This window comes from Candidatus Polarisedimenticolaceae bacterium, assembly GCA_036275915.1.
Classification (GTDB): domain Bacteria; phylum Acidobacteriota; class Polarisedimenticolia; order Polarisedimenticolales; family DASRJG01; genus DASRJG01.
Genome location: DASUCV010000018.1, coordinates 131821 through 152616 on the forward strand (window position 1 = coordinate 131821; position 20796 = coordinate 152616).

A 20796-nucleotide genomic window follows, 5' to 3' on the forward strand; every position below is an offset into this window, starting at 1 on the left:
GCTTGCACCGAGCGCCATCGCTTAGAGTGCCGCCGATGGAATCGCGTGAGCTCGGAAGGACCGGGATCGGCGTGTCGCGGATCGCTCTCGGTTGCGGGGGGTTCGGCGGCGTCGGCTCCGCACCGGCCTTCTTCGGGAAGGGCGAGAGCGAGCGCGAGGCGTGCGACCTCATGGATGCGGCCTTCGATCTCGAGATCACGCTCTTCGACACCGCCGATGCCTACGGCGGCGGCCGGAGCGAGAGCGCCATCGGCGTGTGGCTGCGGTCGAAGCCCGCGTCGGTGCGCGAGCGGGTCGTCCTCACGACGAAGGTCTTCCACTCGGTCGTCGGCGATCCGAACGATCGTGGCCTCCGCGGCGATCGCATCCGGCGCCAGATCGAGGGGAGTCTCACGCGCCTCGGCGTCGAGCGCGTCGATCTCTACATGATCCACGAGCCCGACCCATCGACGCCGGTCGACGAGACGCTCGAGGCGCTCGACGGGCTCGTGCAGGCCGGGAAGATCGCAGCGTACGGCGCGTGCAACGTCGACGGCGCGTATCTCGAGCGCGCGGGGTGGAAGTTCGCATGTGTCCAGAACGGCTACTCCCTGCTCGATCGTGCCGCGGAGATGGACGTCCTTCCGGCGTGCAAGCGGTCCCGGGCCGGTTTCACGGCGTTCAGTCCGCTCGCAGGCGGATGGCTGACCGGGAAGTACATCGGAGGCCAGACGCCGGCCGGTTCGCGGATGACGCTCCGGCCGGAGGGCTATCGGCGCTACGAGAACGTACGTGTGTACCGAGCGCTCGAGCGGTTCGTCGATTTCGCACGCGAACACCGCACGACTCCCGCGGCGCTCGCGATCGCATGGCTCCTCGCCCAGCCGCAGGTCGATGCCGTGATCGTCGGGCCGCGACGGACGGAACATCTGGAGCCCGTGAGGCAAGCGCTCGCGTCTCCGTTAACGGCGACCGAGTGCGACGCGCTCGCGGCGCTCTTCGCCGGCGCGCTCTCCGATCGGGACTAAGCCGGACGGAGATCGCGAAGCTCTAGGGTGCGGCGGCGCGCTCGAACTTGAGCGGCGTCCGGTCGCCGCGGCGGACGTCGTCGAAGAATCCGCGCAGCGCGTCGTACTGCGCGGCGGGGATCTCGACCGCGAGGATCGCAAGCGCGCGCTCGACCTTCACGCCGTCGGGAACGACCGTGAAGGCGAGCCGGTAGCGTCCGTAGGGGCCGGTGAGCGCCGCGCCTTCCGGAAGCTTGCCCGGCCTGAAGCCGGGCGGGCACTTCACGACGAGCTCCGTCGTGATCACGCGGGGGTATTCGATGATGACGGGGTGGACGCGCGGTCCGGGCGGCAGGTCGGGCGTCGCGGGCGCCCAAGGGCCGCTCCAGGCCACGCTGAGCGAGCCTGATGCAGGATCGGGCGCGCCGGCGGGCCTCTCGATCTCGCAGATGAGACGTGAAGAGACCGGGGGATAACCCGCATTCGCTTCGGCGCTCGCGACGCCGGTCTCGCCGCCCTTCCCGCACAATGCGTCGAGGCGCAGACGGCGGTCGCGATCGTCGAGGTCGGCGAGCTGCTCGGTCTCGTCGAGGGCGAGCTGGCCTCCCGACTGCCGGCGCCAATGCGTGACCGTCGACGCGGCGTCGTCGGCGAACGCCATCTCGGCGGTGACCCGCGCCACGTTGATCGCGGGGCTCGAGGTCGGGATGACGATCGGACGGCCGCCTGCGGAGGTCGCCGCCATCGCCTCGGAGCCGCTCATCCACCAGGGCACCTCGCCGAAGGGAAGGCCGGATTTGAGATGGACGAGCGCGGTCCACGCGCCGCCGGGCTCGGCGACGCCCACCATCGTGCTCGGAAGCTGATCGACGGAGTGGATCGCCTTGTCCCAGACGTGCTTGGGGCGGTTGGGGGCGAGCACGGGCACCGCCTGTGCGCCGAGCGCGCGCGCGACGTCGAGGTAGAGCTTGTCGAGAGGATCGAGGGGGCCCGCCGACGGTAGCGGGTGGGGGCGGTCGCCGTCGCCGGGCCGCGCGTAGACGGCGTTCGCGACGTTCGCGGCGATCCAGTCGTACGCCGCCTTGAGCTTGGCGGGGCGGTCCGGCGCGGCGACGACCGCGGGGGCCGACAGGACGCGCTGGATGAGAGGCCCTCCGCTGGGCTCCCGCGTCAAACGATCGACGTCCTTCGCGAAGTCATTCCAGAAGTCGGTGTAGCCCGTGCGCTTGTCGAGGTAGTAGAAGACGACGGAGGCGCGGACGTCTTCGTCGACCGGCATCAGCGGCTCGCGCGCGAGCGGCGGCAGGTCGTGCGCTTCGAGGAGCACGGCGTCGTCCTCGGCCTGGGCGCGCACGTCGAGGTGCTCCGAGTGGCGGATCCGGTAGGCGGCGCTCCACTTGCCGTAAGGCTTCCAGCGGCACCGGAAGTTCAGGATCGGCCACCCGCGCTGAAGCGGAACGTCGGTCGAGCCGATCGCCTCGCGCCGAATCGTGTATCCGTAGTCGATGACCGTGCCCGGAACGACTCCGGGAATCGCGAAGCGCGCCGCCCGGATCTTGAAATCGCCGTCTCGGACGAGCGTGACGAACGCGACGTCCTTGTCGGGCACGTCCTGGACACGGCCGTCGGGAGCGATCGCCCGTGCCCACCAGTCGTCGAGCGACATGTCGGGCTCTAGGACGATCTCGACGTTCGCGAGATCGCGCCCCTCGTTCGAGAGCACCTTTGCGCGGAGGTGGAACTCGATCTTCGCCGCGGTCCCGTAGTCGTCGTTGAGCTGCCACTCCTCGAGGAGGACGATGCCATGCTGGAGCCCCTTGGCGGGGTCGGCCTGGATCGCGCGCTCGGCGTCCGAGATGACGCGGGCCCCGGGCACGATGTCGATGCGGGTCTCCTCGCCCGCCATCGCGGCACAGGCGAGGCCGAGCCCGAGAGCCAGAGCCGGGGCTTTCATGCCGCTAGCGTAAACGGAAACGTGGCCTTTCCGGCCTTCCGGACGCTACGATGATCCCAGGATGATCTCGCTCGGAACCGTGGGCGTGAGCTTGGGGCTGTCGGCCGTCCTCGCGGCAGGAGCCGGGCCCGGGAGCGAGTCCTGGGCGCGGCGGGTCGAGAGGCGCGGCGTCGATGCGTCGCTCGTCGTCGACCCGATCGCGATCACGCCGGAGGTGCGCGCCGCGGCGGATCGTTTCTCCGGGGGCGGCGGCGATCAGGTCGATCAGCTTCGGCGCCTACAGGCCGCGCTCTTCGACGCGTCGTCGTTCCATTTCGATTACGACCCGGCGCTGACGGCGACGGCCGCGGATGCGCTCGAGCTCCGTCGCGGGAACTGCGTGGCGTTCACGAACCTCTTCATCGCGATGGCGCGCGCGCGGGGGATCCGCGTCCTCGCCGGCTACATGACGCCGCACGTCCCGGGAGAGAAGCGGGGCGATCTCGTGTACGTGAGCACGCACGTGGTCGCGGTCTACCAGCTCCACGACCGATTCCTGGTTTTCGATTTCTACGGCGCGCGCGTGGACGACGTGCCGCGCATCCGTCTGCTCGACGATCTCGAGCTCGCGGCGCTGTACGTGAACAACCGCGCCGTCGAAGCGCTCTCGCGCGGCGACTTCACCGCGGCCGAGGCCGGACTCAACGCGGTCGTGCACCTGGCGCCGGAGTTTGCAGGCGCCTACGCGAACCTCGGCGTCTTGAAGCGGCGCCGCGGCGACACCGCGGGAGCTCTCGACGCCTACCGGTCGGCGCTCGCAATCGATCCCCACAATCCCGCCGTGCTGTCGAACCTGGCGACGCTGTACCTCGAGACCGGCCATGTGCGCGAGGCGCAGGCCGCGCTGCGCGTCGCGGACATGAGCGCGGCGACCGTGTACACGATGCTCGCGCGCGGCGATCTCGAGTACGCCGACGGCAAGGCGGACGAGGCGCTGCGCTTCTACCGGCGAGCGGCGCGTCTCGATCCCGCCATTCCGGATCCGCACCTGGCGATCGCGCGGCTCGAGCGCGGGCGGGGGAATCTCAAGGATGCGCGGCGCGCGGCGTCGAAGGCGCTGGCGCTGGCGCCGGACAACGGCGAAGCGCAGGAGATGACCCGGGAGCTGAACGAGGCGGCGCAGCCCTAGCGCTTGTTTCGCCCGAGCAGGCCCTCGCGAAGCCCGGCGTTCGGAGGATTCGGTCCGAGCCAGATCGAGAAGAGGACGGAGGCGAAATCGTCGCCGTCGATCGTCACGACGTCGCGATCCTTCACGCTCACGGTCGTTCCCAGCTTGGGAATGAAGCGGAGCGCGATCTCGTCCCCCTTCTTGACGTCGGTCATCGCGGCGTTCAGCTGCGCGAGGCCGGGCGCGACCGCCGCGGCCTTGTCCTTCGCGTTCTTCTTGAACCCGTCGGTCCAGGCTTCGACGAGCTTCTCCTTCCCGACGTTGCGAACGAACTTCATGATGAGCTTCTTCGACGCGGTCGGGGCGAGGATCGCGGCGGGATCGGTGGTCTTCTTCTCGACGTAGAGACCGGCGACGTAGACGTCGACCATCAGGATCGTCGCCTCGCGCAGTCCGAGCCCGTTCAAGACGTGAAGCTTGTCGCCGAGCATCACCGCGTCCGGAAGGTCGGCCCCGGCGAGCTCCGCCGCCGATGCCGCGCCTGCGGCCACGAGAAGGGCGAGCACCCCCGCGGCGAGCCTCATCTCGTGATCACCCGCGCGGCGCCACGGCCTTGACGTCGTCCGGGACCTGATCGGCGTAACGCTTGAAGTTGTCCCGGAACATCCCGGCGAGCTTCGCCGCCTGGGCGTCGTAGGCGGCGGGATCGGCCCACGTCGAGCGCGGCTTGAGCACGTTCGCCGGCACGCCCGGCACCTCGGCGGGGACGCGGAGGCCGAACACCGGATCGGCGGTGAGCGAGGTGTCCTGGATCTGACCGGCGAGCGCGGCGCGGATCATCGCGCGCGTGAACGGGATCGCCATCCGGTGGCCCGTCCCGTACGGCCCCGCGGTCCACCCGGTGTTGATGAGCCAGACGGAGGGCGTGTGCGCGCGGATCTTGGCGCCCAGGAGCTTGGCGTACTCGTTCGGATGCATCGGGAGGAAAGGCTCGCCGAAGCACGCGGAAAAGGTGGCCTGCGGCTCCTTGACCCCGCGCTCGGTCCCCGCGACCTTCGCCGTGTACCCCGACAGGAAGTAGTACATCGCCTGCTCGGGCGTGAGCTTCGCGATCGGCGGGAGGACACCGAAGGCGTCGGCGGTCAAGAAGACGATCGCCTTCGGATGACCTGCGTGGCCCGACCGGACGACGTTGTCGAGCTGGTCGAGCGGGTACGCGGCGCGCGTGTTCTCCGTCTTCGCGTCCGAATCGAGGTCGAGCCGTCCTTGGCCGTCCATCGTGACGTTCTCCAAGACCGTGCCGAAGGTCCGGGTCGTCTCGAAGATCTCGGGCTCGTGGTCGGCGTTCAAGCGGATGACCTTGGCGTAGCAGCCGCCCTCGAAGTTGAAGACGCCGTCGTCGCTCCAGCCATGCTCGTCGTCGCCGATGAGCGGACGCTCCGGATCGGCGGAGAGGGTCGTCTTTCCCGTCCCCGAGAGGCCGAAGAACAGCGCGACGTCGCCCGCCTTCCCGACGTTCGCGGAGCAGTGCATCGGGAAGACGCCCTTCAGGGGCAGGAGGTAGTTGAGGACGGTGAAGATCGACTTCTTGATCTCGCCCGCGTACTTCGTCCCGCCGACGAGCACGATGCGGCGCATGAAGTCGAGGACGACGAACGCCTCGGACCGCGTCCCGTCCCGCGCGGGATCCGCGGCGAGAGAAGGGGCGTGCAGGATGTGGAAATCCGGCCGGTGGCCGGCGAGCGCGTCGCCCTCCGGGCGGAGGAAGAGATTCCGCGCGAAGAGCGCGTGCCACGGGCTCTCGCTGACGAGACGGATCGCGAGTCGCTGCTTCGGATCGGCACCGGCGGCGAGATCTTGCACCCACAGCTCGCGTGACGCGAGGTGCGCGCGGACGCGTTCGTAGAGCGCCTGGAACTTCGCCGGCTCGAACGGCTGGTTGACGCTTCCCCACGCGACGTTGCCCTCGGTCGTCTGGTCGCGCACGACGAACTTGTCCTTCGGGGAGCGGCCGGTGTACGGAGTGGTGTCGACCACGAGCGCGCCACCGATGCCGATCCGGCCGGTGCCACGCCGGATCGCCTCTTCGTAGAGGCGTGGGGCCAGGTCGTTCCGGTGGATCGCGGGGGCGCCGTCCAGGCCCAAGCTCTGCAAGGAATCGGGCGCCGCGGTCGTGCTGCTCATGGTGGTCCTCTCTCCCCTTCGGGGCGGAACGGCGCGAAAGGATAGCGCGGGCAAACCGCGACTGTCGACCGTAGCTTGACGCGGCGGACGGCGCGAGGCTACGGTCGGCGAATGGCGGAGTTCACCTGGATCGAGACGACCGAGTCGCTCGCCGCGTGGCTCGACGGCGGCGGGCCCGGCCCGCTCGCCATCGACACCGAGGCCGATTCGTTCCACCACTACCGCGAGAAGGTCTGTCTCGTGCAGCTCTCGGCGGCAGGGCGGCACGCCCTCGTCGATCCCTTCGCCGAGCTCGCGTGGGACGCCCTCGCGCGGCGTCTCGCCGATCCGGCGCAGGAGAAGATCCTCCACGGCGCCGACTACGACGTCCGGCTCCTCGAGCGCGACCTCGGCCTGACGGTCGTGCATCTCTTCGACACCTCGATCGCCGCGCGCCTCATCGGCGAGACGGCGATCGGCCTCGCCGCGCTCCTGGCGAAGCATCTCGGTGTGACGCTCGACAAGAGCCAGCAGCGCGCCGACTGGTCGAAGAGACCGCTCTCTCCCGCGATGCGGGCCTACGCCGTCGCCGACACCGCGCACCTCGAAGCGCTCGCCGCGATCCTCGCCGCCGAGGCCGAGCGGCTCGGGCGGCTCGCGTGGGTGCGCGAGGAATGCCGGCGGATCGAGACCGTGCGCTGGCGCGACCGCGCCCGGGACGATCCTGACGCGTTCCGGCGCGTGAAGGGCGCGGCCGGCCTCGCGCGGCCCGCGCTCGCGATCCTGCGTGAGCTGTGGGGATGGCGCGATGCGGCGGGTCGCCGCCGCGACCGGCCGGTGTTCCGCATCCTGCGCGACGAGGTGCTCGTCGCCGTCGTACGCGCAGCCCCGGCGACGATCGGGGATCTCGTCAAGGTCGCCGGGTTCCCCGAGGCGCTCGCGCGCTCGCCGGTCGCGGCCGAGATCGTGGACGCCGTGCGACGCGGCGCGGCGTGCCCCGAGGCCGACCAGCCGGAGCTGCGCCCCGGCGTGCGCATCGTCGTGCCCCCCGACGTCGAGGCGAAGATCGACGAGTTCCGCCAGGCGCGCGACCGCGTGGCCAAGTCGCTCGCGCTCGAGCCCTCGGTCGTGGCGAACCGCGCGGTCCTCGAGGAGATGGCCCGCCGAGTCATCGCCGGGAGCGATCCGTTCGAGGCCCCCGATCTCCGGCTGTGGCAGGCGACCCTCCTGAAACCCGCCATGGCCTGATCTCGCATAACATCGCGCCCGATGCGCGCGCTCCTCGTCCCGATCCTCCTCGCCGCCGTGGGGCTCGCCCGCGCGGCCACGCCCCATCCCGCGCTCCTGTCGGATCTGACCGACGACGTGCTTGCGAAGCTGGCGCCCCAGGCTGCGTCGTCGAGCCCCGCGGCGACGCTCGACGCGGTGCTCCGGGCGAGCGAGGCCTACGTCTTCAAGGCGCACGGGATCACGGTCTACAGCGATCGCCGCTGGTTCGACGCCTCGTCGGTCGAGGGCGAGGGCGCGCCGGCGATGGAGCTCCGTCGCTGGCCCGGCGACACGATCCTGGCGTTCTACGATCTCGATCCCGCGGGCGCTTCAGGAACCGGCCTGCCGGCGGGGCTCAAGCTCGGCGCCAAGCGCGGCGACCTCTCGGCATGGAGCTGCACCGACGCGCGCCTCGAGGCCTCGCGCGGCGACTTCGACGCGGTGTGGTGCGAGAACGCATCGGTCGAAGGCCGGCGACTCGGCGCGCTCGGCGTTCCCGGCGATGCGGGGCTCGGGGAGGGTGCGTCGTCCGACCTGCGCGACGCGATTCTCGCGCTCCTGCGCGGCACGAAGGTCGAGCCGGGAGCGGAGGCAGCGAAGGCGCCGCCAAAGCTCCCCGAGCTGCCGGAGCCGCCGCGTCAGGCGGACGAGAAGCACCACGCCTGGGGCGCGTTCGCGGGGACCGGCTACACCCTCGGCCTGCCACCGGGCCTGCGTGCGATCCGCCTCGACGCCGGCGTTCCGCCGCCGCGCCCGATGCCCCAGGCGGTCGCGTGGATCCGCGGCCGCTTCACCGACCGCGAAGGCAAGGCGGTCGCCGTCGGCGATGCGACGAGGGCCGGCTACGTGGCGATCCTGGGCGAGCCGTCGGAGGCGTGGCGCGCGGGGGTCGCGCCGCCCCTCGGCGCGCCGTCGGCCGAGCGTATGGACGAGGCTCCGCTCGACGACACCGTGCGCGAGTGGACCGGGGCGTCGCGCGCGGTCGTGAGCCACTGGAAGGAGGACCGGTACGACGGCGACTGGCTCGTCTTCCGGCTCGCCGTGAAGACGAAGGGAGTCGAGATCGGGCTGCCGGTCGAGACCGGCTGGCGGTCACCCGCGCTCTTCTGGATCCCGGTCACCTACCGGGGCGAGGGGAGGCCGCCGGCGCCCCCGCCGATCGATCCCGCGGAATCGCTCGGCGTGCACTTCGCGCGCTTGGGCGCGGCGGAGCAGAAGACGAACGGCCTCGTCGAGGGTTATCTCACCGTCGCCGATCTCAAGATCGACGTGCCCCGCGGCTGGTGGCCGATCGCGAACCTGAGCGCGCGGGACGGTCTTCCGGTCACCTTCGTCGACGGCGCCGGAGGGGTCATCGGCGAGATCGCACGACGGCCCGCGGGCTCGCCGGAGCTGGCGCCGAGGACCGAGGACGGCTGGGTGGTCGCCCCGAAGCCGGCGGCCCAGCATGCCGCCGCGATCTTCAGCCTCGAGAACGGATCCGCGGTACTCGTCGCGAAGGCGGGCCACGGGTATCTCTTCTTGCCGCGCGAGGATTCACCCGCGCGTCGCGACGGGTGGCGGCGCCTCAGGGAGAGCGCGGCGTTCATCAAGGCGCCGAAGAAATGAAAAAGGGGCATCCGGAGGATGCCCCTTTCGAGTCTTGGAAGATGTTCCGCCCGAGAGTCAGCGCATCTCGTGGGCGAGCGAGCGCAGACGGTTCTCGAGGAGCATCTCCGGCGAGGCGGTCGCCATGAGCACATTGCCCGTGCTCATGCGCCCGACCGAGCTCTTGCCGGCGGCCGACGAGTCGATGGCCGGAATGTCCTTCATGATGGGCGGCGGAGCCGGCTTCTGCTCCGATCCCTTGAGGTCGTTCCTCACGACCATGTACTCATGGAAGTGGGGCCCGATGACGGCATGTGGGGTCGCGAGATACGAGTCATCGGCGAACGTCGCCACGCTCACCAACGCCACGACCGCGACCAAGCAAAGCCCGAACACTATTCTGCGTCGCATCCCTTACCTCCTTGGTCAAACGTCCATCCTCGTTGGTTATACCCCTGGGCGTGGCGGACCGACAAGTCATCTTTTCGGCGGTCCCGCAGGATCGCGCTGCGGCGTCCCCGCAAGCCATTCGGGGAGGTCGGCGAGGCGGTCCAGCACCGGCCGGCCGGTCGCCAGGAGCTCGTCCCGTGCGGACGAGCCGCCCGCGACGAGCACGACGGCCACTCCGGCACGGGCCCCCGCGTCCGCGTCGAGCGCCATGTCGCCGACGTACACCGCCTGATCGGCCGGTAGCGCCATGGCTCGCAGGCAGGCATGGAGCATCGCCGGGTCGGGCTTGATCGCGCCCGCGGTTTCGGGGCCGGCCACGAGGTCGAACCTCTCCGCGACGCCCAGGTGCTCCAGGATGAGGCGCGAGTACCGCACCGGCTTGTTGCTCGCGACCGAGAGGCGCGATCCTCGCGCGCGGAGCGCGTTCAGGGTGGGGGAGAGCGAGGGAACGGCCCGCGTGCCCCTCCGCCACGCGTCGTCGTAGGTCGCGCGGAAGATCGCCGCCCCTTCGTCCGCGCGCTCGGGCCCGACGACGTCGTCCATGAGATGGCTGAGCCCGAGGCCGACGCGCCCCCTCACGTCGTCGACGGCGAGAGGTGGCAGGCCGAAGCGCGCGCGCGCCGCGTTCACTCCGGCCGCGATGGCGTCGTAGCCGTCGACGAGCGTGCCGTCGAGATCGAAGATGACGCCCCGGAACAAGGAAGAGGGGATCAGGCGCCGAGGTCTTCGGGCCAGCGGATCGTGCGCACGAGCGTGGCGTGGCGCTTCAAGTTGAACCGGCCCTGGTCGCACGCGAGGCAGCCGGCGGAGGTCTTGAAGCGCGTGCGGATCGCGCAATCGGACGAGGCGTACCAGACGCGGTAGCGGAGGCAGAAGAAGTCGTCGCCCGCGTCGCGCGGTCCCGGAGGAATCGGCCCCGCCGATTCGAACGCGCCGTCGTCTTCGGGATCGACCATGAAGCGCTCCTCACGCCTCGAGGGGACGCGAAGTCGCCGAGTATACTACGCGGCCGGAGGTGCTCCGGTGCGTCCCTATCACGTCGGAATCGCCGGAGCGACCGGGCTCGTCGGGCAACATCTCATCGGCCGCCTCGCCGATCACCCCTGGTTCCGGATCGAGGCGCTCGGAGCCTCGGAGCGCTCGGCGGGGCGTCCTTACGCCGAGGCGGTCCGCTGGGTCCAGAGCCGCCCGATCCCCGAGGCGCTCTCGTCGCGTCCGGTCGGCCGCTGCGAGCCCGAGGCGTTCGCCGGCTGCGATTTCGTCCTCTCGGCGCTCGACGCGCCGGTCGCCCGGACGCTCGAGCCGGCGCTCGCCGACGCCGGGATCGCTGTCGTCAGCAACAGCTCGGCGTTCCGCATGGATCCCGCCGTCCCGCTCCTCATCCCCGAGGTCAACGGCCGTCATGTGGCGCGCCTCACCGGGCGCGAGCGGAGCGGCTTCATCGTCACGAACCCGAATTGCTCCGTGACCGGGCTCGCGCTCGCCCTGGCCCCGCTCCACCGCGCCTTCGGCGTCGTCAAGGTCGTCGTCGCGACGATGCAGTCGATCTCGGGCGCGGGGATCGAGGGGCCGCGCGCGATCGAGATCATGGACAACGTCGTCCCTTACATCCCGGGCGAAGAGGAGAAGATCGAGGCCGAGCTCGCGAAGCTCCTCGGCGAGGCCGGTCCCGACCGGTTCGTTCCCGCGCCGATGCGGGTCTCGGCGCACTGCCATCGCGTGCCGACGCTCGACGGACATCTCGAGGCGGTGTCGGTGGAGCTCGCGCGGCCGGCGACTCCCGACGAAGCGACCTTGGCGATGGAAGCGTTCACCGGCGACATCGAAGGCGCTGCGCTCCCGTCCGCCCCCGGGCGGCCGGTGCGCGTGCGTCGCGAGCCCGACCGGCCGCAGACGCGGCTCGATCGCGACGACGCGGGCGGCATGCGCGCCGTCGTCGGCCGCGTGCGGCCCTGTCCCGTCGCGACGCTCCGGTTCGTCGTGCTCTCGCACAACATGGTGCGCGGCGCGGCCGGCGGCACGCTTCTGAACGCCGAGTGGCTCGCGTCGCAGGATCTCCTCCCGCGGAGGTCGCGCGGGTGATCGTCATGAAGTTCGGCGGCACCTCGGTCGCCGACGCCGAGCGCATCGCCGCCGCAGCCGAGATCGTCCGGGGACGCCTCTCGCGGCGGCCGATCGTCGTGGTCTCCGCGCTCGCCGGCGTCACCGATCTCCTCGTCCGCGCGGTCACCGCGGCGCGCGAGGGCCAGCGCGAGGCGCTCGACCCGATCCTCGCCGATCTCACCCGCCGCCATCGCTGGGCGATCGCGGGGAGCGTGGAGGATCCGGGGCGCCGGCACGCCCTGAGCCTCGAGATCGACACGCTGTTCGAGGATCTGCGTCAGCTGCTCCGATCGGTGCGCGTGCTCGGCGAGGGGACGCCCAAGGCCGAAGACGCCCTCCTCGCGTTCGGCGAGATCCTCTCGGCGAGTCTCGTCACGTCAGCCTTTGCCGCGCGGGGTGTTCCCGCGCGCCTCGTCGACGCGCGCGAGGTCATGATCACCGACGGCCGTCACGGCGCCGCCGAGCCCGACCTGGAGGCGATCGTTCCCCGCGCGAGGGAGAAGCTCGCCGCGCTCGCCGAGGCCGGCGCGGTCCCGGTGGTCGGCGGGTTCTTCGGCGCGGCGCCGGACGGGCGGACGACGACCCTGGGGCGCGGCGGATCCGACACGACCGCCGCGGTGCTCGGCGCCGCGCTCGACGCGGAGGAGATCGAGATCTGGACCGACGTCGACGGGGTCATGACGGCGGATCCGCGCCGGGTCGAGGATGCGCGGCCGTGCGCCTCGGTCTCGTTCGCCGAGGCCGCCGAGCTCGCCTACTACGGCGCAAAGGTGCTCCATCCCGCGTCGATCGCACCCGCGGTCAAGAGGAAGATCCCGGTGCGCGTGCTCAACGCGCTCCGCCCCGAGGCGCCGGGCACCGTCATCGCCCTCGCCCCCGCCTCGGGCGCGCCCCCGCTCGCCTCGGTCGCGAGCCGTGCGGGCGTCTCCTCCTGGCGCGTCAGCTCACCGACGATGCGGATCGATCCGGGGTTCCTGCCGCGGGTTCTCGCCGCGGTCGACGACGAGCGTCTCGCCCCCGATCTCGTCGTCTCGTCGGAAGTCGCCGTCACGCTCGTCCTCCCGCGCACCGCGGAGCCGTCGGGGCTCTCCGAGCGCCTCGCGCGCTTCGCCACGGTCGAGCGGCGGGACGCGCGGGGGATCGTCTGCGTCGTCGGCAGCGGCCTCGCGCAGGAGGGGTCGGTGCGCGGCCGCGTGCTCGAGGCGATCGGTGCGCACGACCCGGAGCTCCTCGCGCTCGGCGGCTCCGCGACGAGCGTCGCCGCGCTCATCCCCGAGGCGCGCCTGGACGCCTGCGTGCGGGATCTCCACCGCCGGTTCTTCACGGACGCGCGATCGTGAAGTACGCCCTCGTCGGCCACGGGAAGATGGGCCGCGCGATCGACGAGGCGGCCGGCGCGCGCGGCCACCGCCGCGTCGCCGTCGTCGACCGGGCCGGCTCGCTCTCCCGCGCGCGGCTCGCGGGCGCCGACGTCGCCTTCGAGTTCACCGAGCCCCGGTCGGCCGAAGCGCACGTCGTCGCGCTCCTCGGTCGCGGCATCTCGGTCGTTTGCGGGACGACCGGCTGGGACGCGAAGAGCGCCGCCATCGAGAGAGCCGCGAAGCGCGGGCGGGCGGCCGCGATCGTCGCGCCGAACTTCTCGGTCGGCGTGAACATCTTCTACGCGCTCGTCCGGGAGGCCGCGAAGCGCTCGCTCGCCGCCGGCTACGATCCGTGGATCGCCGAGTGGCATCACAAGGCCAAGCGCGACGCGCCGAGCGGGACGGCCCGGCGGCTCGCGGCGCTCGTGGGATCGAAGGACCTGCCGGTCGCCGCGGTCCGGGCGGGCCACGAGCCCGGCCGCCACGCCGTCGGGTTCGACGGCGCGCACGACACGATCGTGCTCACGCACCAAGCGCGCGGCCGCGAAGCGTTCGCCGCCGGCGCGGTCCTCGCGGCGGAGTGGCTCAAAGGGAAGAAGGGGATCCACGAGTTCGACGAGGTGTTGGCGGATCTCATGAAGGGTCGAGGAGGTAAGAGATGAAAAAGAACGAGCTGCGGCTGCACGGGGCGCTCACGGCGCTCGTGACGCCGTTTCGCGAGGACGGCGGGGTCGACGAGAAGGCGCTCGCGTCGCTCGTCGCATGGCAGATCGAGTCGGGCATCCACGGTCTCGTGCCGTGCGGGACGACGGGGGAGGGCGCCACCCTCGCTCCCGACGAGCATGCGCGGGTCATCGAGCTGGTCGTGGCCGGCGCCGCCGGCCGCGTGCCGGTCGTCGCCGGCTGCGGGACGAACGACACGCGCACGACGCTCGCGGCGGCCGAGCGCGCGGCGAAGGCGGGCGCGGACGCGCTTCTCGTCGTCACGCCGTACTACAACAAGCCGAACCGCTCGGGGATGATCGCGCACTTCGCCGCGGTCGCCGACGCGGCCGGCCTGCCGATCGTCCCCTACAACGTGCCGGGGAGAACCGGGCAGAACCTCGGTGCCGAGCTGATCCTCCGCCTCGCGGAGATCCCCGGCGTCGTCGCGGTCAAGGAGGCGGCGGGCAACGTGGAGCAGCTCGCCACGATCGTCGAGGGGGCGCGGCCCGGATTCGCGGTCCTCTCCGGGGACGACGCGATCGCCTTCCCGGAAGTCTGCCTCGGCGCGGCCGGGGTGGTCTCGGTCGTCTCGAACGTCGCTCCGGCGCCGGCCGCCGACATGATGACCGCGGCGCTTCGCGGCGACGTCCCGGCGGCGCGCGCGCTCCACTACCGCCTGCTCCCTCTGATCCGCGCCCTCTTCCTCGAGACGAATCCCGTCCCCGCCAAGACCGCGCTCGCGATGCTCGGCCGGTGCCGGGACGTCCTCCGGCCTCCCTTGGGGCCGCCGGAAGGCGGAACGCGCCACGCGATCGAGCAGGCGCTCCGGCACGCGGGACTGCTCGTGGGCGCCGTGTGACCGAGGCCGCGCTCGAGGCGGAGATCGTCCGCCTCGCCGATCAGGAACCGGTCGACGGGAACGCGGCGCGCGCCTCGATCGAGGCGCTCCTGGACGCGCTCGAGGCCGGGCGCTTGCGCGCGGCCCTGCCGTGGGTGAAGCGGGGGATCCTCCTCGCCTTCCGCCTGGGAGTCCCACGCGCGTGGGATGTGCCGCCGTTCCATTTCGCCGACAAGGACACGCTCCCGACGCAGGACCCGGGAAAGACGGGGCGCGGGGTCCGCATCGTTCCGGGCGGATCGACGGTCCGCCGCGGCGCGTATCTCGGTCCGGGCGTCGTCATGATGCCGCCTTCGTACGTCAACGTCGGCGCCTACGTAGGCGAGCGCACGATGATCGACAGTCACGTCCTCGTCGGCTCCTGCGCGCAGATCGGCGCGCGCGTCCACCTCTCCGCGGGAGTTCAGGTCGGCGGCGTGCTGGAGCCGGTCGGTGCTCAGCCGGTCGTCGTCGAGGACGACGCGTTCGTCGGCGGCGGCTGCGGTCTCTACGAAGGCTCGCGCGTCGGCCGCAGCGCAGTCCTGGCGCCGGGCGTTCTCTTGACGCGCGCGGTCCCGCTCCACGATCTCGTCCACGGAATCACGATCCGCGCGGGAGCGGACGGCGTCCTCGCGGTGCCCGATCGCGCCGTCGTCGTCCCGGGCTCGCGCGCGGCCGCCGGTCCTTTCGCGCGGGAGCACGGGATCGCCCTCTACGCGCCGGTCATCGTCAAGTACCGTGACGCCAAGACCGATGCCGCGGCGGCGCTCGAGGAGGCTTTGAGATGACGTGGGGCGCCGCGCGGCGCATGGACGGGATCGAGCGCACGCTCATCCGCCGGATCTTCGACGCGGCACCTCCCGGTTCGATCAATCTCGGCCTCGGACAGCCCGACCTTCCGACACCGCCGCTGATCGCGCTCGCGGGGATCGGCGGCATCGCCGCGGGAAAGACCGGGTACACGTCGACCGCCGGAGACCCGGCGCTCCGCGCCGCGATCGCCAGGCGCTATCCCGGCATCGCCGCGGGCCCGGACTCCGTGGTCGTCACGATCGGCTCCCAGGAGGCGGTCTTCACCGCGATGATGACGCTCGTCGATCCGGGAGACGAGGTGCTCGTCCCGGACCCCGGCTATCCGGCGTATCCGATCGTCGCCCGCCTCCTAGGCGCGCGTGCGGTCACGTATCCGCTGCGCCCCGAGCGCGCCTTCCGGATCGATCCCGAAGACGTGCTCGCGCGCGTGACCAAGGCGACGCGGCTCGTCATCCTCTGCTCGCCGTCGAATCCGACCGGCGCCATGGATCTGCCCGAGGACCTGAGAACACTGGCGCGCGGGCTTCAAGACCGCGGCGTCCCGTGGATCTCGGACGAGATCTACGCGGGCTTCGCGTACGACCGCTCCGCGTCCTCGATCGCGACCGAGGCGCCCGAGGGCGGGCTCGTCGTCTCGGGCCTCTCGAAGGACCTCAGCATGACCGGCTGGCGCATCGGGTGGGTCGTCGGGCCACAGCGCGTCGTCGCGCGGATCATCGCGGCGCACCAGTACGTCGTCACCTGCGCCTCGAGCGTCTCGCAGGCCGCCGCGACGGTCGCGCTCTCGGAGTCCGCGGCGCCGGACCGAAGCGCCTACCTCGAAATCTTCCGGACGCGGCGGGCGCTCATGGCCGAGGAATTGTCGCGGATCCCGGGCCTCCGGGTCACCGTTCCCGACGGGGCGTTCTACTTCTTCGTCGACGTCCGTCCGTTCGGCTCGTCGGCGTCCATCGCGGAGCGCCTGCTCGCGAGGCGGCACGTGATCACGATCCCGGGTGAGGCGTTCGGTCCGGGCGGTACCGGCTTCATCCGGATCTCGTACGCCGCCACCGACGAGCACATCGAACGCGGCGTGCGCGCGCTCGGCGAAGAGCTCCGGGCCTAGAAGTCCTTCGGCGCGGCCGCGGCGTTCGCCGCGTCGCGGGCGGCGATCGCCTGCTCGATCCTCACGGTGAGGCCGCGCAGCGCCTGCGTCGTCGCCGGGTCGTCGTCACCGTGATCGCGGATGTAATCGTACAGGGCGCCGAGCTCGCGCTCGGTCGCGGCCGGGACGAGCGCGCGTGCCGCGAGGAGGCGCGTGTCGCGATCGGGAGCCTTGAGCGCGTTCTTGAGCGGGCCGAGCGCGGCGCCGCCGATCTGGGTCAGCGACGCGGCGGCGATCGGGCGGATCGCCGGCGGTCCTTCCATCATGACCTTCTCGAGGTAGAAGCGCGCGTGCTCGAACCGCATGCGGCCGAGCGCCGTGACGACTTGCGATGCCAGGCTCGGGTCTTCGATGGCGGCGTCGATCATCGGCTGCACGGCGAGCGGCGTTTTCACCGGGATCAACGAGTCGATCGCGAGCGCACGGCCGTCGTGGCTCGGGATCCAGAGAGCGTCGAGGTAGATGGGAATGTACGCGGGCGTGTCCGCGCCCTCGATGTTCGCCGCCGCGCCCTGCGTCGTCCGGATGATCTCGGCGGAGTACTCGGGCTTTGCGGTGTTGATCGCGTCACGGAGCGCTGCCAGGCTGTGCTCGCCGAAATCCGCCAGCTCGCGGCGTGCGCGGGCGGCGACGATCTCGTCGCGCGGACCGGACGGCCACGCCAGCTCGCAGAGATTGTGCGCCTGGCTGCCCGCGTCGGTACTTCGGGCGAGCGCCGCGCCGACGGCCTTGTCCGCCCGCGCCGCGTCCGCCTCGGACGGGACCGGCGCCGGCGCGGCGAAGGTCGCACCGGCGAGGAGAGCCAACAAGGCGATCTGGGGAAGAGGTTTCACGCCGCCCACGACCCCGGAGTATACCGTCAGCCCCACGCGCGAGCCACGAAGCCGCGGCAGCCTCTCATCTTCTCCGCGAGAACCAGCCGCCGAGCCCGGCGCTGTCCCGGGCCTGCTTCGCCTCGCCCTCGGCGAGCGCGGCCTCGACGCGCTCGGCGACGTCGAGGAACGCCTTGGCGAGAGGGGAGTCGGGGGAGTCCGCGACGATCGGCTTGCCGCGGTCGCCGCCCTCCCGGATCGCGGCATCGAGCGGAATCTCGCCGAGGAACGGGGCGTTCAATCGGTCGGCCTCCCGCCGTCCGCCCCCGTGGCCGAAGACGTCCGCGCGCTTGCCGCAGTGCGGGCAGGCGAAGTAGCTCATGTTCTCGACGATCCCCAGGACGGGGACGTCGACCTTCCGGAACATCGCGACCCCCTTGATCGCATCGGCCAGCGCGACGTCTTGCGGGGTCGTCACGATGACGGCGCCCGAGAGGCGCACCTTCTGCGACAGCGTGAGCTGCGCGTCGCCGGTTCCAGGGGGCATGTCGACGACGAGGACGTCGAGCTCGCCCCAGAGGACGTCACGGAGGAGCTGCTCGATCGCTTTCATGACCATCGGGCCGCGCCAGATGACCGCCGCGTCCTTGTCGACCAGGAAGCCGAGCGACATGAACCGGACGCCGAAGCGGTCGAAGGGAACGATCGCGCGGCCGGTGGCGTCGAGGTCGGGACGCTCGTCGATCCCCATCATGAGGGGGATCGACGGGCCGTAGATGTCGGCGTCCAGAAGGCCGGTGCGCGCCCCGCGGCGCGCGAGCCCGGCGGCGAGGTTCACCGCGACCGTGGACTTGCCGACACCGCCCTTCCCCGAGGCCACCGCGATGACGTGCTGGACGCCGGGTAGGAGTCCTGCGTCGAGGGCGCCGGGAGCGGCGGCCGAAGGGGGTGCCGCGGGACGGGCCTGGGTCCCGATGGCGATGCGGCCGACGCCGGGAATCGCCTCGACCGCGGCGCGCGCCTCGCGCTCGATCGTGCCGAGGACGGCGGGATTGCCGGCGCCGATCTCGATCCGGAAGGCGACGTTCGCGCCCTCGACGATCAGGTCGCGGACGACCCCCGAGGAGACGATGTCGCGCGTGAAGCCGGGATAGCGCACCCGGCCGAGCGCCGCGAGGACGAGATCGCGGTCAAGCGGCACGGAACCACTCGCGCGTCAGAACCGCCAAGAAACCCCCAGCTCGTAGCCTTCGTAGCCGACGGACTTCGCCGTCGTCGTGACCGACTGGTCGTCGTGGAGGACCGCGTCGAGGCCGACGTTCTGATAGTACGACTCGCGGAACGTGACGAACGCGCGTAGTCCGCGCCATATCGGTGTCTGCAGGCCGATGTAGCCGTTCCAAGCCTGCGCGGCGTGCGACTGGTTCGGGGCGTAGTAGCCGATGAACTTCGTCGCCTGCGTGATCGCGGCGATGCACTCCGTGATCCCGCTCGCGACATCGCAGGTGGCGGGGCCGAACTGCAGGGTGTTGAACAGCTCTTCTTTGTCGATGTAGTGGCCGTCGATCGCGGACTGGTAGAACGACGTGAACGACTTGTAGGTCGAAGAGACGCCGCCGCGGACGAGCGCTACCGACACCCCCGAGATCACCGAGAGGCGGGTGAACAGCTTGAACTCGACGTCGAACGACCCGGAGACGCCGTTGCCGGAGTAATCCGATTGCAGGAGGACGCGGTCCGGGATCGGCTGGAACTGGGCCGGATCGATCGCCTGGGGGACGATCGGGGGGATCACGGCGGGAAGGTTCGGCACGAGGGCGAAGTAGGTCGCCTGGAGCATCTCGTTGTGGTCGATGTTGACGAACCCCGCGCCCCACGTCGCCTTCACGCGCTTGTTCTCGAATGCGGTGTCGGAGTATTCGAACCGCGTATCGCGGTTCTTGACCATCGAGAAGGCGTGGATCCCGTCCGCGAGCCCGTCGTCGAACGCCCCCGCGAACTCCGGGTCGCCGAGCGTGATCCCATAGATGAACTGGCCGGGCGACGAATACGACTTGTCTTCGTGGTTGTTCATCGAGTCGTAGCGGCCGACGATCGAGCCGTACCCGCCGGGGAGGTGGTAGGCCACCTTCCAGGCTTCACGAATGTTCGAAGTGAGCGGGATGGTGAGCGGCGTGGGGAGCTGCCCGGTCTTGTAGATCAGAGCGATCTGCTCGTCGGCCCCGACCGGGGACGGGCTCCAGCCTGCGAGCGAGACCGTGAACCCTCCCCATCGGTGGAGCGGCGGGTCCTCGAGGTCCCACTTCTTCTTCGGGGCCGGGGTCGCTTCGGGCGCGGCCGGCGCTTCCTTCTTCTCGGTCTCGGGCGGCGGCGTCGGCGGCGGCTGGTCCTGAGTTCCGCCCCCCTGCTGCGCGCGCGCCGGCAACGTCAGAGCCGCTCCGCACAGGAGGGCCGCCCACCAGATCTTCGCCATCATGCTCACCTTCCCCAAGGGAAACAGCGGGCTTGCCCCCCCGCTCGAACCGAAAGCCGCTACCGTCTCGTGTAGGAAAAGGTCACGCCGGTGGCATCGTCGCCGGGCGAGCCGGCGGTACCCTGGAGGGGCACGTTCACGCCCGCGACCGTCAAGATCCCGGACAGCTCGATCTGCGTGCTGGCGTTCGCCGGAATGAACGCCGGCGCGTCCGAGAGCTTCTGCTTGCGCGCCCGCACGATGATGGTGTCGCCCTGGTTCAGGTTGACGTTGAACGTCGGCGACTGCATGAGGACGTTCGGCTCGCCGAGCTGGAACCCGTTCCCCTCGAGCCACAGGCGGCTGCCGTTCGTGACCACGGCCGAAGAGAAGCTGTTCGGCGTCGTCGCGCCCGGGGTGATGTAGAGGTAGGTGCCGTCGCCGGGCTTGACGCCTCCCGCATCCCGGGACGGGTCGTAACCGGTCATGCTCACGAAGTCTTCGATGGAGTCGCCGGGGATGATCGACGCCGCGATGAGCTTCTCCTCGGTCTCGCCGGCGCGGATGACCGTGATCGCGAGCGAGTAGTGCCACGGGATCGGGACCTGCGCCTGAGCCGGGTTGCCCCCTTGGTCGAAGAGCTCCTCACAGTAGAGCTGGCCGGTGTCGTTGTAGATCCCGTCGCCGTCGAAGTCGGCCCACTGCTCCCAGCAGTTGTATTTGTCCATCTGCCCGATCGCCTGGAACGATAGCGCGGCGGTCTGCACCGGCGACGACGCCGGCTGCGTCGTCTTGTTGCAGCCCGCGGCGAGGGCCGAGACGGCGAGGATCGAGAAGGCCGTACGACGGTGGATCAATGGTGCCTCCCGGGAAATACCTGAAAAGCGAACCCGAAAGCTACCGAACAGCGCCGCCGTAGTCAAGGCGCCCCCGGGGAACCGCCGTCGCGCTGCGGGGAAAGCGCCGCATGGCG

Annotated in this window: 20 protein-coding genes; 10 read left to right on the top strand and 10 right to left on the bottom strand. The window is 71.1% G+C overall.

Annotated features, from left to right (window positions below; all coding sequences use genetic code 11):
* Nucleotides 1-35 precede the first annotated feature (35 nt).
* Entirely contained in the window at nucleotides 36-1007 is a 972-nt protein-coding gene (locus VFV19_14130; protein ID HEX4825438.1) for an aldo/keto reductase, read from the top strand.
* Between the two features lie 22 nt (nucleotides 1008-1029).
* Here the strand turns inward: VFV19_14130 and VFV19_14135 are convergent, their stop codons facing one another.
* Entirely contained in the window at nucleotides 1030-2940 is a 1911-nt protein-coding gene (locus VFV19_14135) for a DUF3857 domain-containing protein (protein HEX4825439.1), read from the bottom strand.
* Nucleotides 2941-3001: 61 nt separating this feature from the next.
* Here VFV19_14135 and VFV19_14140 point away from each other — a divergent pair, with 61 nt between their 5' ends.
* A complete protein-coding gene (locus tag VFV19_14140; protein HEX4825440.1) occupies nucleotides 3002-4108 on the top strand; it encodes a tetratricopeptide repeat protein in 1107 nt (368 codons plus the stop codon).
* Here VFV19_14140 and VFV19_14145 read toward each other — a convergent pair.
* Nucleotides 4105-4671, bottom strand: coding sequence for a chalcone isomerase family protein (locus tag VFV19_14145; protein ID HEX4825441.1), 567 nt, complete (start codon nucleotides 4669-4671; stop codon nucleotides 4105-4107). The two genes, VFV19_14140 and VFV19_14145, sit on opposite strands and share 4 nt — an antisense overlap.
* A 7-nt stretch (nucleotides 4672-4678) precedes the next feature.
* Nucleotides 4679-6271, bottom strand: coding sequence for a phosphoenolpyruvate carboxykinase (ATP) (gene pckA / locus VFV19_14150; GenBank protein ID HEX4825442.1), 1593 nt, complete (start codon nucleotides 6269-6271; stop codon nucleotides 4679-4681).
* Between the two features lie 111 nt (nucleotides 6272-6382).
* Here pckA and VFV19_14155 point away from each other — a divergent pair, with 111 nt between their 5' ends.
* A complete protein-coding gene (locus VFV19_14155) occupies nucleotides 6383-7498 on the top strand; it encodes an HRDC domain-containing protein (GenBank protein HEX4825443.1) in 1116 nt (371 codons plus the stop codon).
* A 21-nt stretch (nucleotides 7499-7519) separates the two neighbouring features.
* Entirely contained in the window at nucleotides 7520-9127 is a 1608-nt protein-coding gene (locus tag VFV19_14160) for a hypothetical protein (protein HEX4825444.1), read from the top strand.
* A 57-nt stretch (nucleotides 9128-9184) separates the two neighbouring features.
* Here VFV19_14160 and VFV19_14165 read toward each other — a convergent pair whose 3' ends face one another.
* The 3 genes from VFV19_14165 to VFV19_14175 all read right to left on the bottom strand — a co-directional run bounded on the left by VFV19_14165 (nucleotide 9185) and on the right by VFV19_14175 (nucleotide 10512).
* Entirely contained in the window at nucleotides 9185-9517 is a 333-nt protein-coding gene (locus tag VFV19_14165; protein HEX4825445.1) for a hypothetical protein, read from the bottom strand.
* Nucleotides 9518-9583: 66 nt separating this feature from the next.
* Nucleotides 9584-10255 (bottom strand): HAD family hydrolase, encoded by a 672-nt coding sequence (locus tag VFV19_14170; GenBank protein ID HEX4825446.1) that lies wholly within the window; start codon nucleotides 10253-10255, stop codon nucleotides 9584-9586.
* Between the two features lie 11 nt (nucleotides 10256-10266).
* Entirely contained in the window at nucleotides 10267-10512 is a 246-nt protein-coding gene (locus VFV19_14175; protein HEX4825447.1) for a hypothetical protein, read from the bottom strand.
* A 67-nt stretch (nucleotides 10513-10579) separates the two neighbouring features.
* Here VFV19_14175 and asd point away from each other — a divergent pair, with 67 nt between their 5' ends.
* Genes asd through VFV19_14205 form a run of 6 tightly spaced genes read left to right on the top strand, consistent with a single transcriptional unit; the run spans nucleotide 10580 to nucleotide 16520 of the window.
* Nucleotides 10580-11638 carry an aspartate-semialdehyde dehydrogenase gene (asd, locus tag VFV19_14180; protein ID HEX4825448.1) on the top strand — a complete coding sequence of 353 codons (1059 nt, stop codon included), beginning with the start codon at nucleotides 10580-10582 and terminating at the stop codon, nucleotides 11636-11638.
* Between the two features lie 5 nt (nucleotides 11639-11643).
* A complete protein-coding gene (locus VFV19_14185; GenBank protein ID HEX4825449.1) occupies nucleotides 11644-12999 on the top strand; it encodes an aspartate kinase in 1356 nt (451 codons plus the stop codon).
* Nucleotides 12996-13682, top strand: coding sequence for a dihydrodipicolinate reductase C-terminal domain-containing protein (locus VFV19_14190; protein ID HEX4825450.1), 687 nt, complete (start codon nucleotides 12996-12998; stop codon nucleotides 13680-13682). Before VFV19_14185 ends, VFV19_14190 begins: the two co-directional genes overlap by 4 nt.
* Nucleotides 13679-14584: a 4-hydroxy-tetrahydrodipicolinate synthase gene (gene dapA / locus VFV19_14195; protein HEX4825451.1), complete on the top strand. Its 906-nt coding sequence runs from the start codon at nucleotides 13679-13681 to the stop codon at nucleotides 14582-14584. The genes VFV19_14190 and dapA overlap by 4 nt, the downstream gene beginning before the upstream one ends.
* Nucleotides 14581-15390, top strand: coding sequence for a 2,3,4,5-tetrahydropyridine-2,6-dicarboxylate N-succinyltransferase (locus VFV19_14200; protein ID HEX4825452.1), 810 nt, complete (start codon nucleotides 14581-14583; stop codon nucleotides 15388-15390). Before dapA ends, VFV19_14200 begins: the two co-directional genes overlap by 4 nt.
* Complete coding sequence (locus VFV19_14205) at nucleotides 15387-16520, top strand: aminotransferase class I/II-fold pyridoxal phosphate-dependent enzyme (GenBank protein HEX4825453.1); 1134 nt, start codon at nucleotides 15387-15389, stop codon at nucleotides 16518-16520. Before VFV19_14200 ends, VFV19_14205 begins: the two co-directional genes overlap by 4 nt.
* Here the strand turns inward: VFV19_14205 and VFV19_14210 are convergent.
* From VFV19_14210 to VFV19_14225, 4 genes are read right to left on the bottom strand one after another with little or no spacing between them, the layout of a single operon-like run.
* Entirely contained in the window at nucleotides 16517-17401 is an 885-nt protein-coding gene (locus tag VFV19_14210; protein ID HEX4825454.1) for a hypothetical protein, read from the bottom strand. The genes VFV19_14205 and VFV19_14210 overlap by 4 nt on opposite strands.
* 55 nt (nucleotides 17402-17456) lie before the next feature.
* On the bottom strand, nucleotides 17457-18572 hold the full coding sequence (locus VFV19_14215) for an Mrp/NBP35 family ATP-binding protein (GenBank protein ID HEX4825455.1): 1116 nt from the start codon (nucleotides 18570-18572) through the stop codon (nucleotides 17457-17459).
* A 15-nt stretch (nucleotides 18573-18587) separates the two neighbouring features.
* The gene (locus VFV19_14220; protein HEX4825456.1) at nucleotides 18588-19847 is read right to left on the bottom strand and encodes a hypothetical protein; all 1260 of its coding nucleotides are present in this window, start codon (nucleotides 19845-19847) and stop codon (nucleotides 18588-18590) included.
* 56 nt (nucleotides 19848-19903) lie between these two features.
* Entirely contained in the window at nucleotides 19904-20680 is a 777-nt protein-coding gene (locus VFV19_14225) for a hypothetical protein (GenBank protein ID HEX4825457.1), read from the bottom strand.
* Nucleotides 20681-20796 lie beyond the last annotated feature (116 nt).

Excerpts from the sequence above, each read along its gene's own strand:
- VFV19_14135 (HEX4825439.1), bottom strand. The coding sequence starts at position 2,940 with ATGAAAGCCCCGGCTCTGGCTCTCGGGCTCGGCCTCGCCTGTGCCGCG.
- VFV19_14205 (HEX4825453.1), top strand. The coding sequence starts at position 15,387 with ATGACGTGGGGCGCCGCGCGGCGCATGGACGGGATCGAGCGCACGCTC.
- VFV19_14140 (HEX4825440.1), top strand. The coding sequence starts at position 3,002 with ATGATCTCGCTCGGAACCGTGGGCGTGAGCTTGGGGCTGTCGGCCGTC.
- VFV19_14145 (HEX4825441.1), bottom strand. The coding sequence starts at position 4,671 with ATGAGGCTCGCCGCGGGGGTGCTCGCCCTTCTCGTGGCCGCAGGCGCG.
- VFV19_14155 (HEX4825443.1), top strand. The coding sequence starts at position 6,383 with ATGGCGGAGTTCACCTGGATCGAGACGACCGAGTCGCTCGCCGCGTGG.
- dapA (HEX4825451.1), top strand. The coding sequence starts at position 13,679 with ATGAAAAAGAACGAGCTGCGGCTGCACGGGGCGCTCACGGCGCTCGTG.
- VFV19_14160 (HEX4825444.1), top strand. The coding sequence starts at position 7,520 with ATGCGCGCGCTCCTCGTCCCGATCCTCCTCGCCGCCGTGGGGCTCGCC.
- VFV19_14175 (HEX4825447.1), bottom strand. The coding sequence starts at position 10,512 with ATGGTCGATCCCGAAGACGACGGCGCGTTCGAATCGGCGGGGCCGATT.
- VFV19_14130 (HEX4825438.1), top strand. The coding sequence starts at position 36 with ATGGAATCGCGTGAGCTCGGAAGGACCGGGATCGGCGTGTCGCGGATC.
- pckA (HEX4825442.1), bottom strand. The coding sequence starts at position 6,271 with ATGAGCAGCACGACCGCGGCGCCCGATTCCTTGCAGAGCTTGGGCCTG.
- VFV19_14220 (HEX4825456.1), bottom strand. The coding sequence starts at position 19,847 with ATGATGGCGAAGATCTGGTGGGCGGCCCTCCTGTGCGGAGCGGCTCTG.
- VFV19_14165 (HEX4825445.1), bottom strand. The coding sequence starts at position 9,517 with ATGCGACGCAGAATAGTGTTCGGGCTTTGCTTGGTCGCGGTCGTGGCG.
- VFV19_14185 (HEX4825449.1), top strand. The coding sequence starts at position 11,644 with ATGAAGTTCGGCGGCACCTCGGTCGCCGACGCCGAGCGCATCGCCGCC.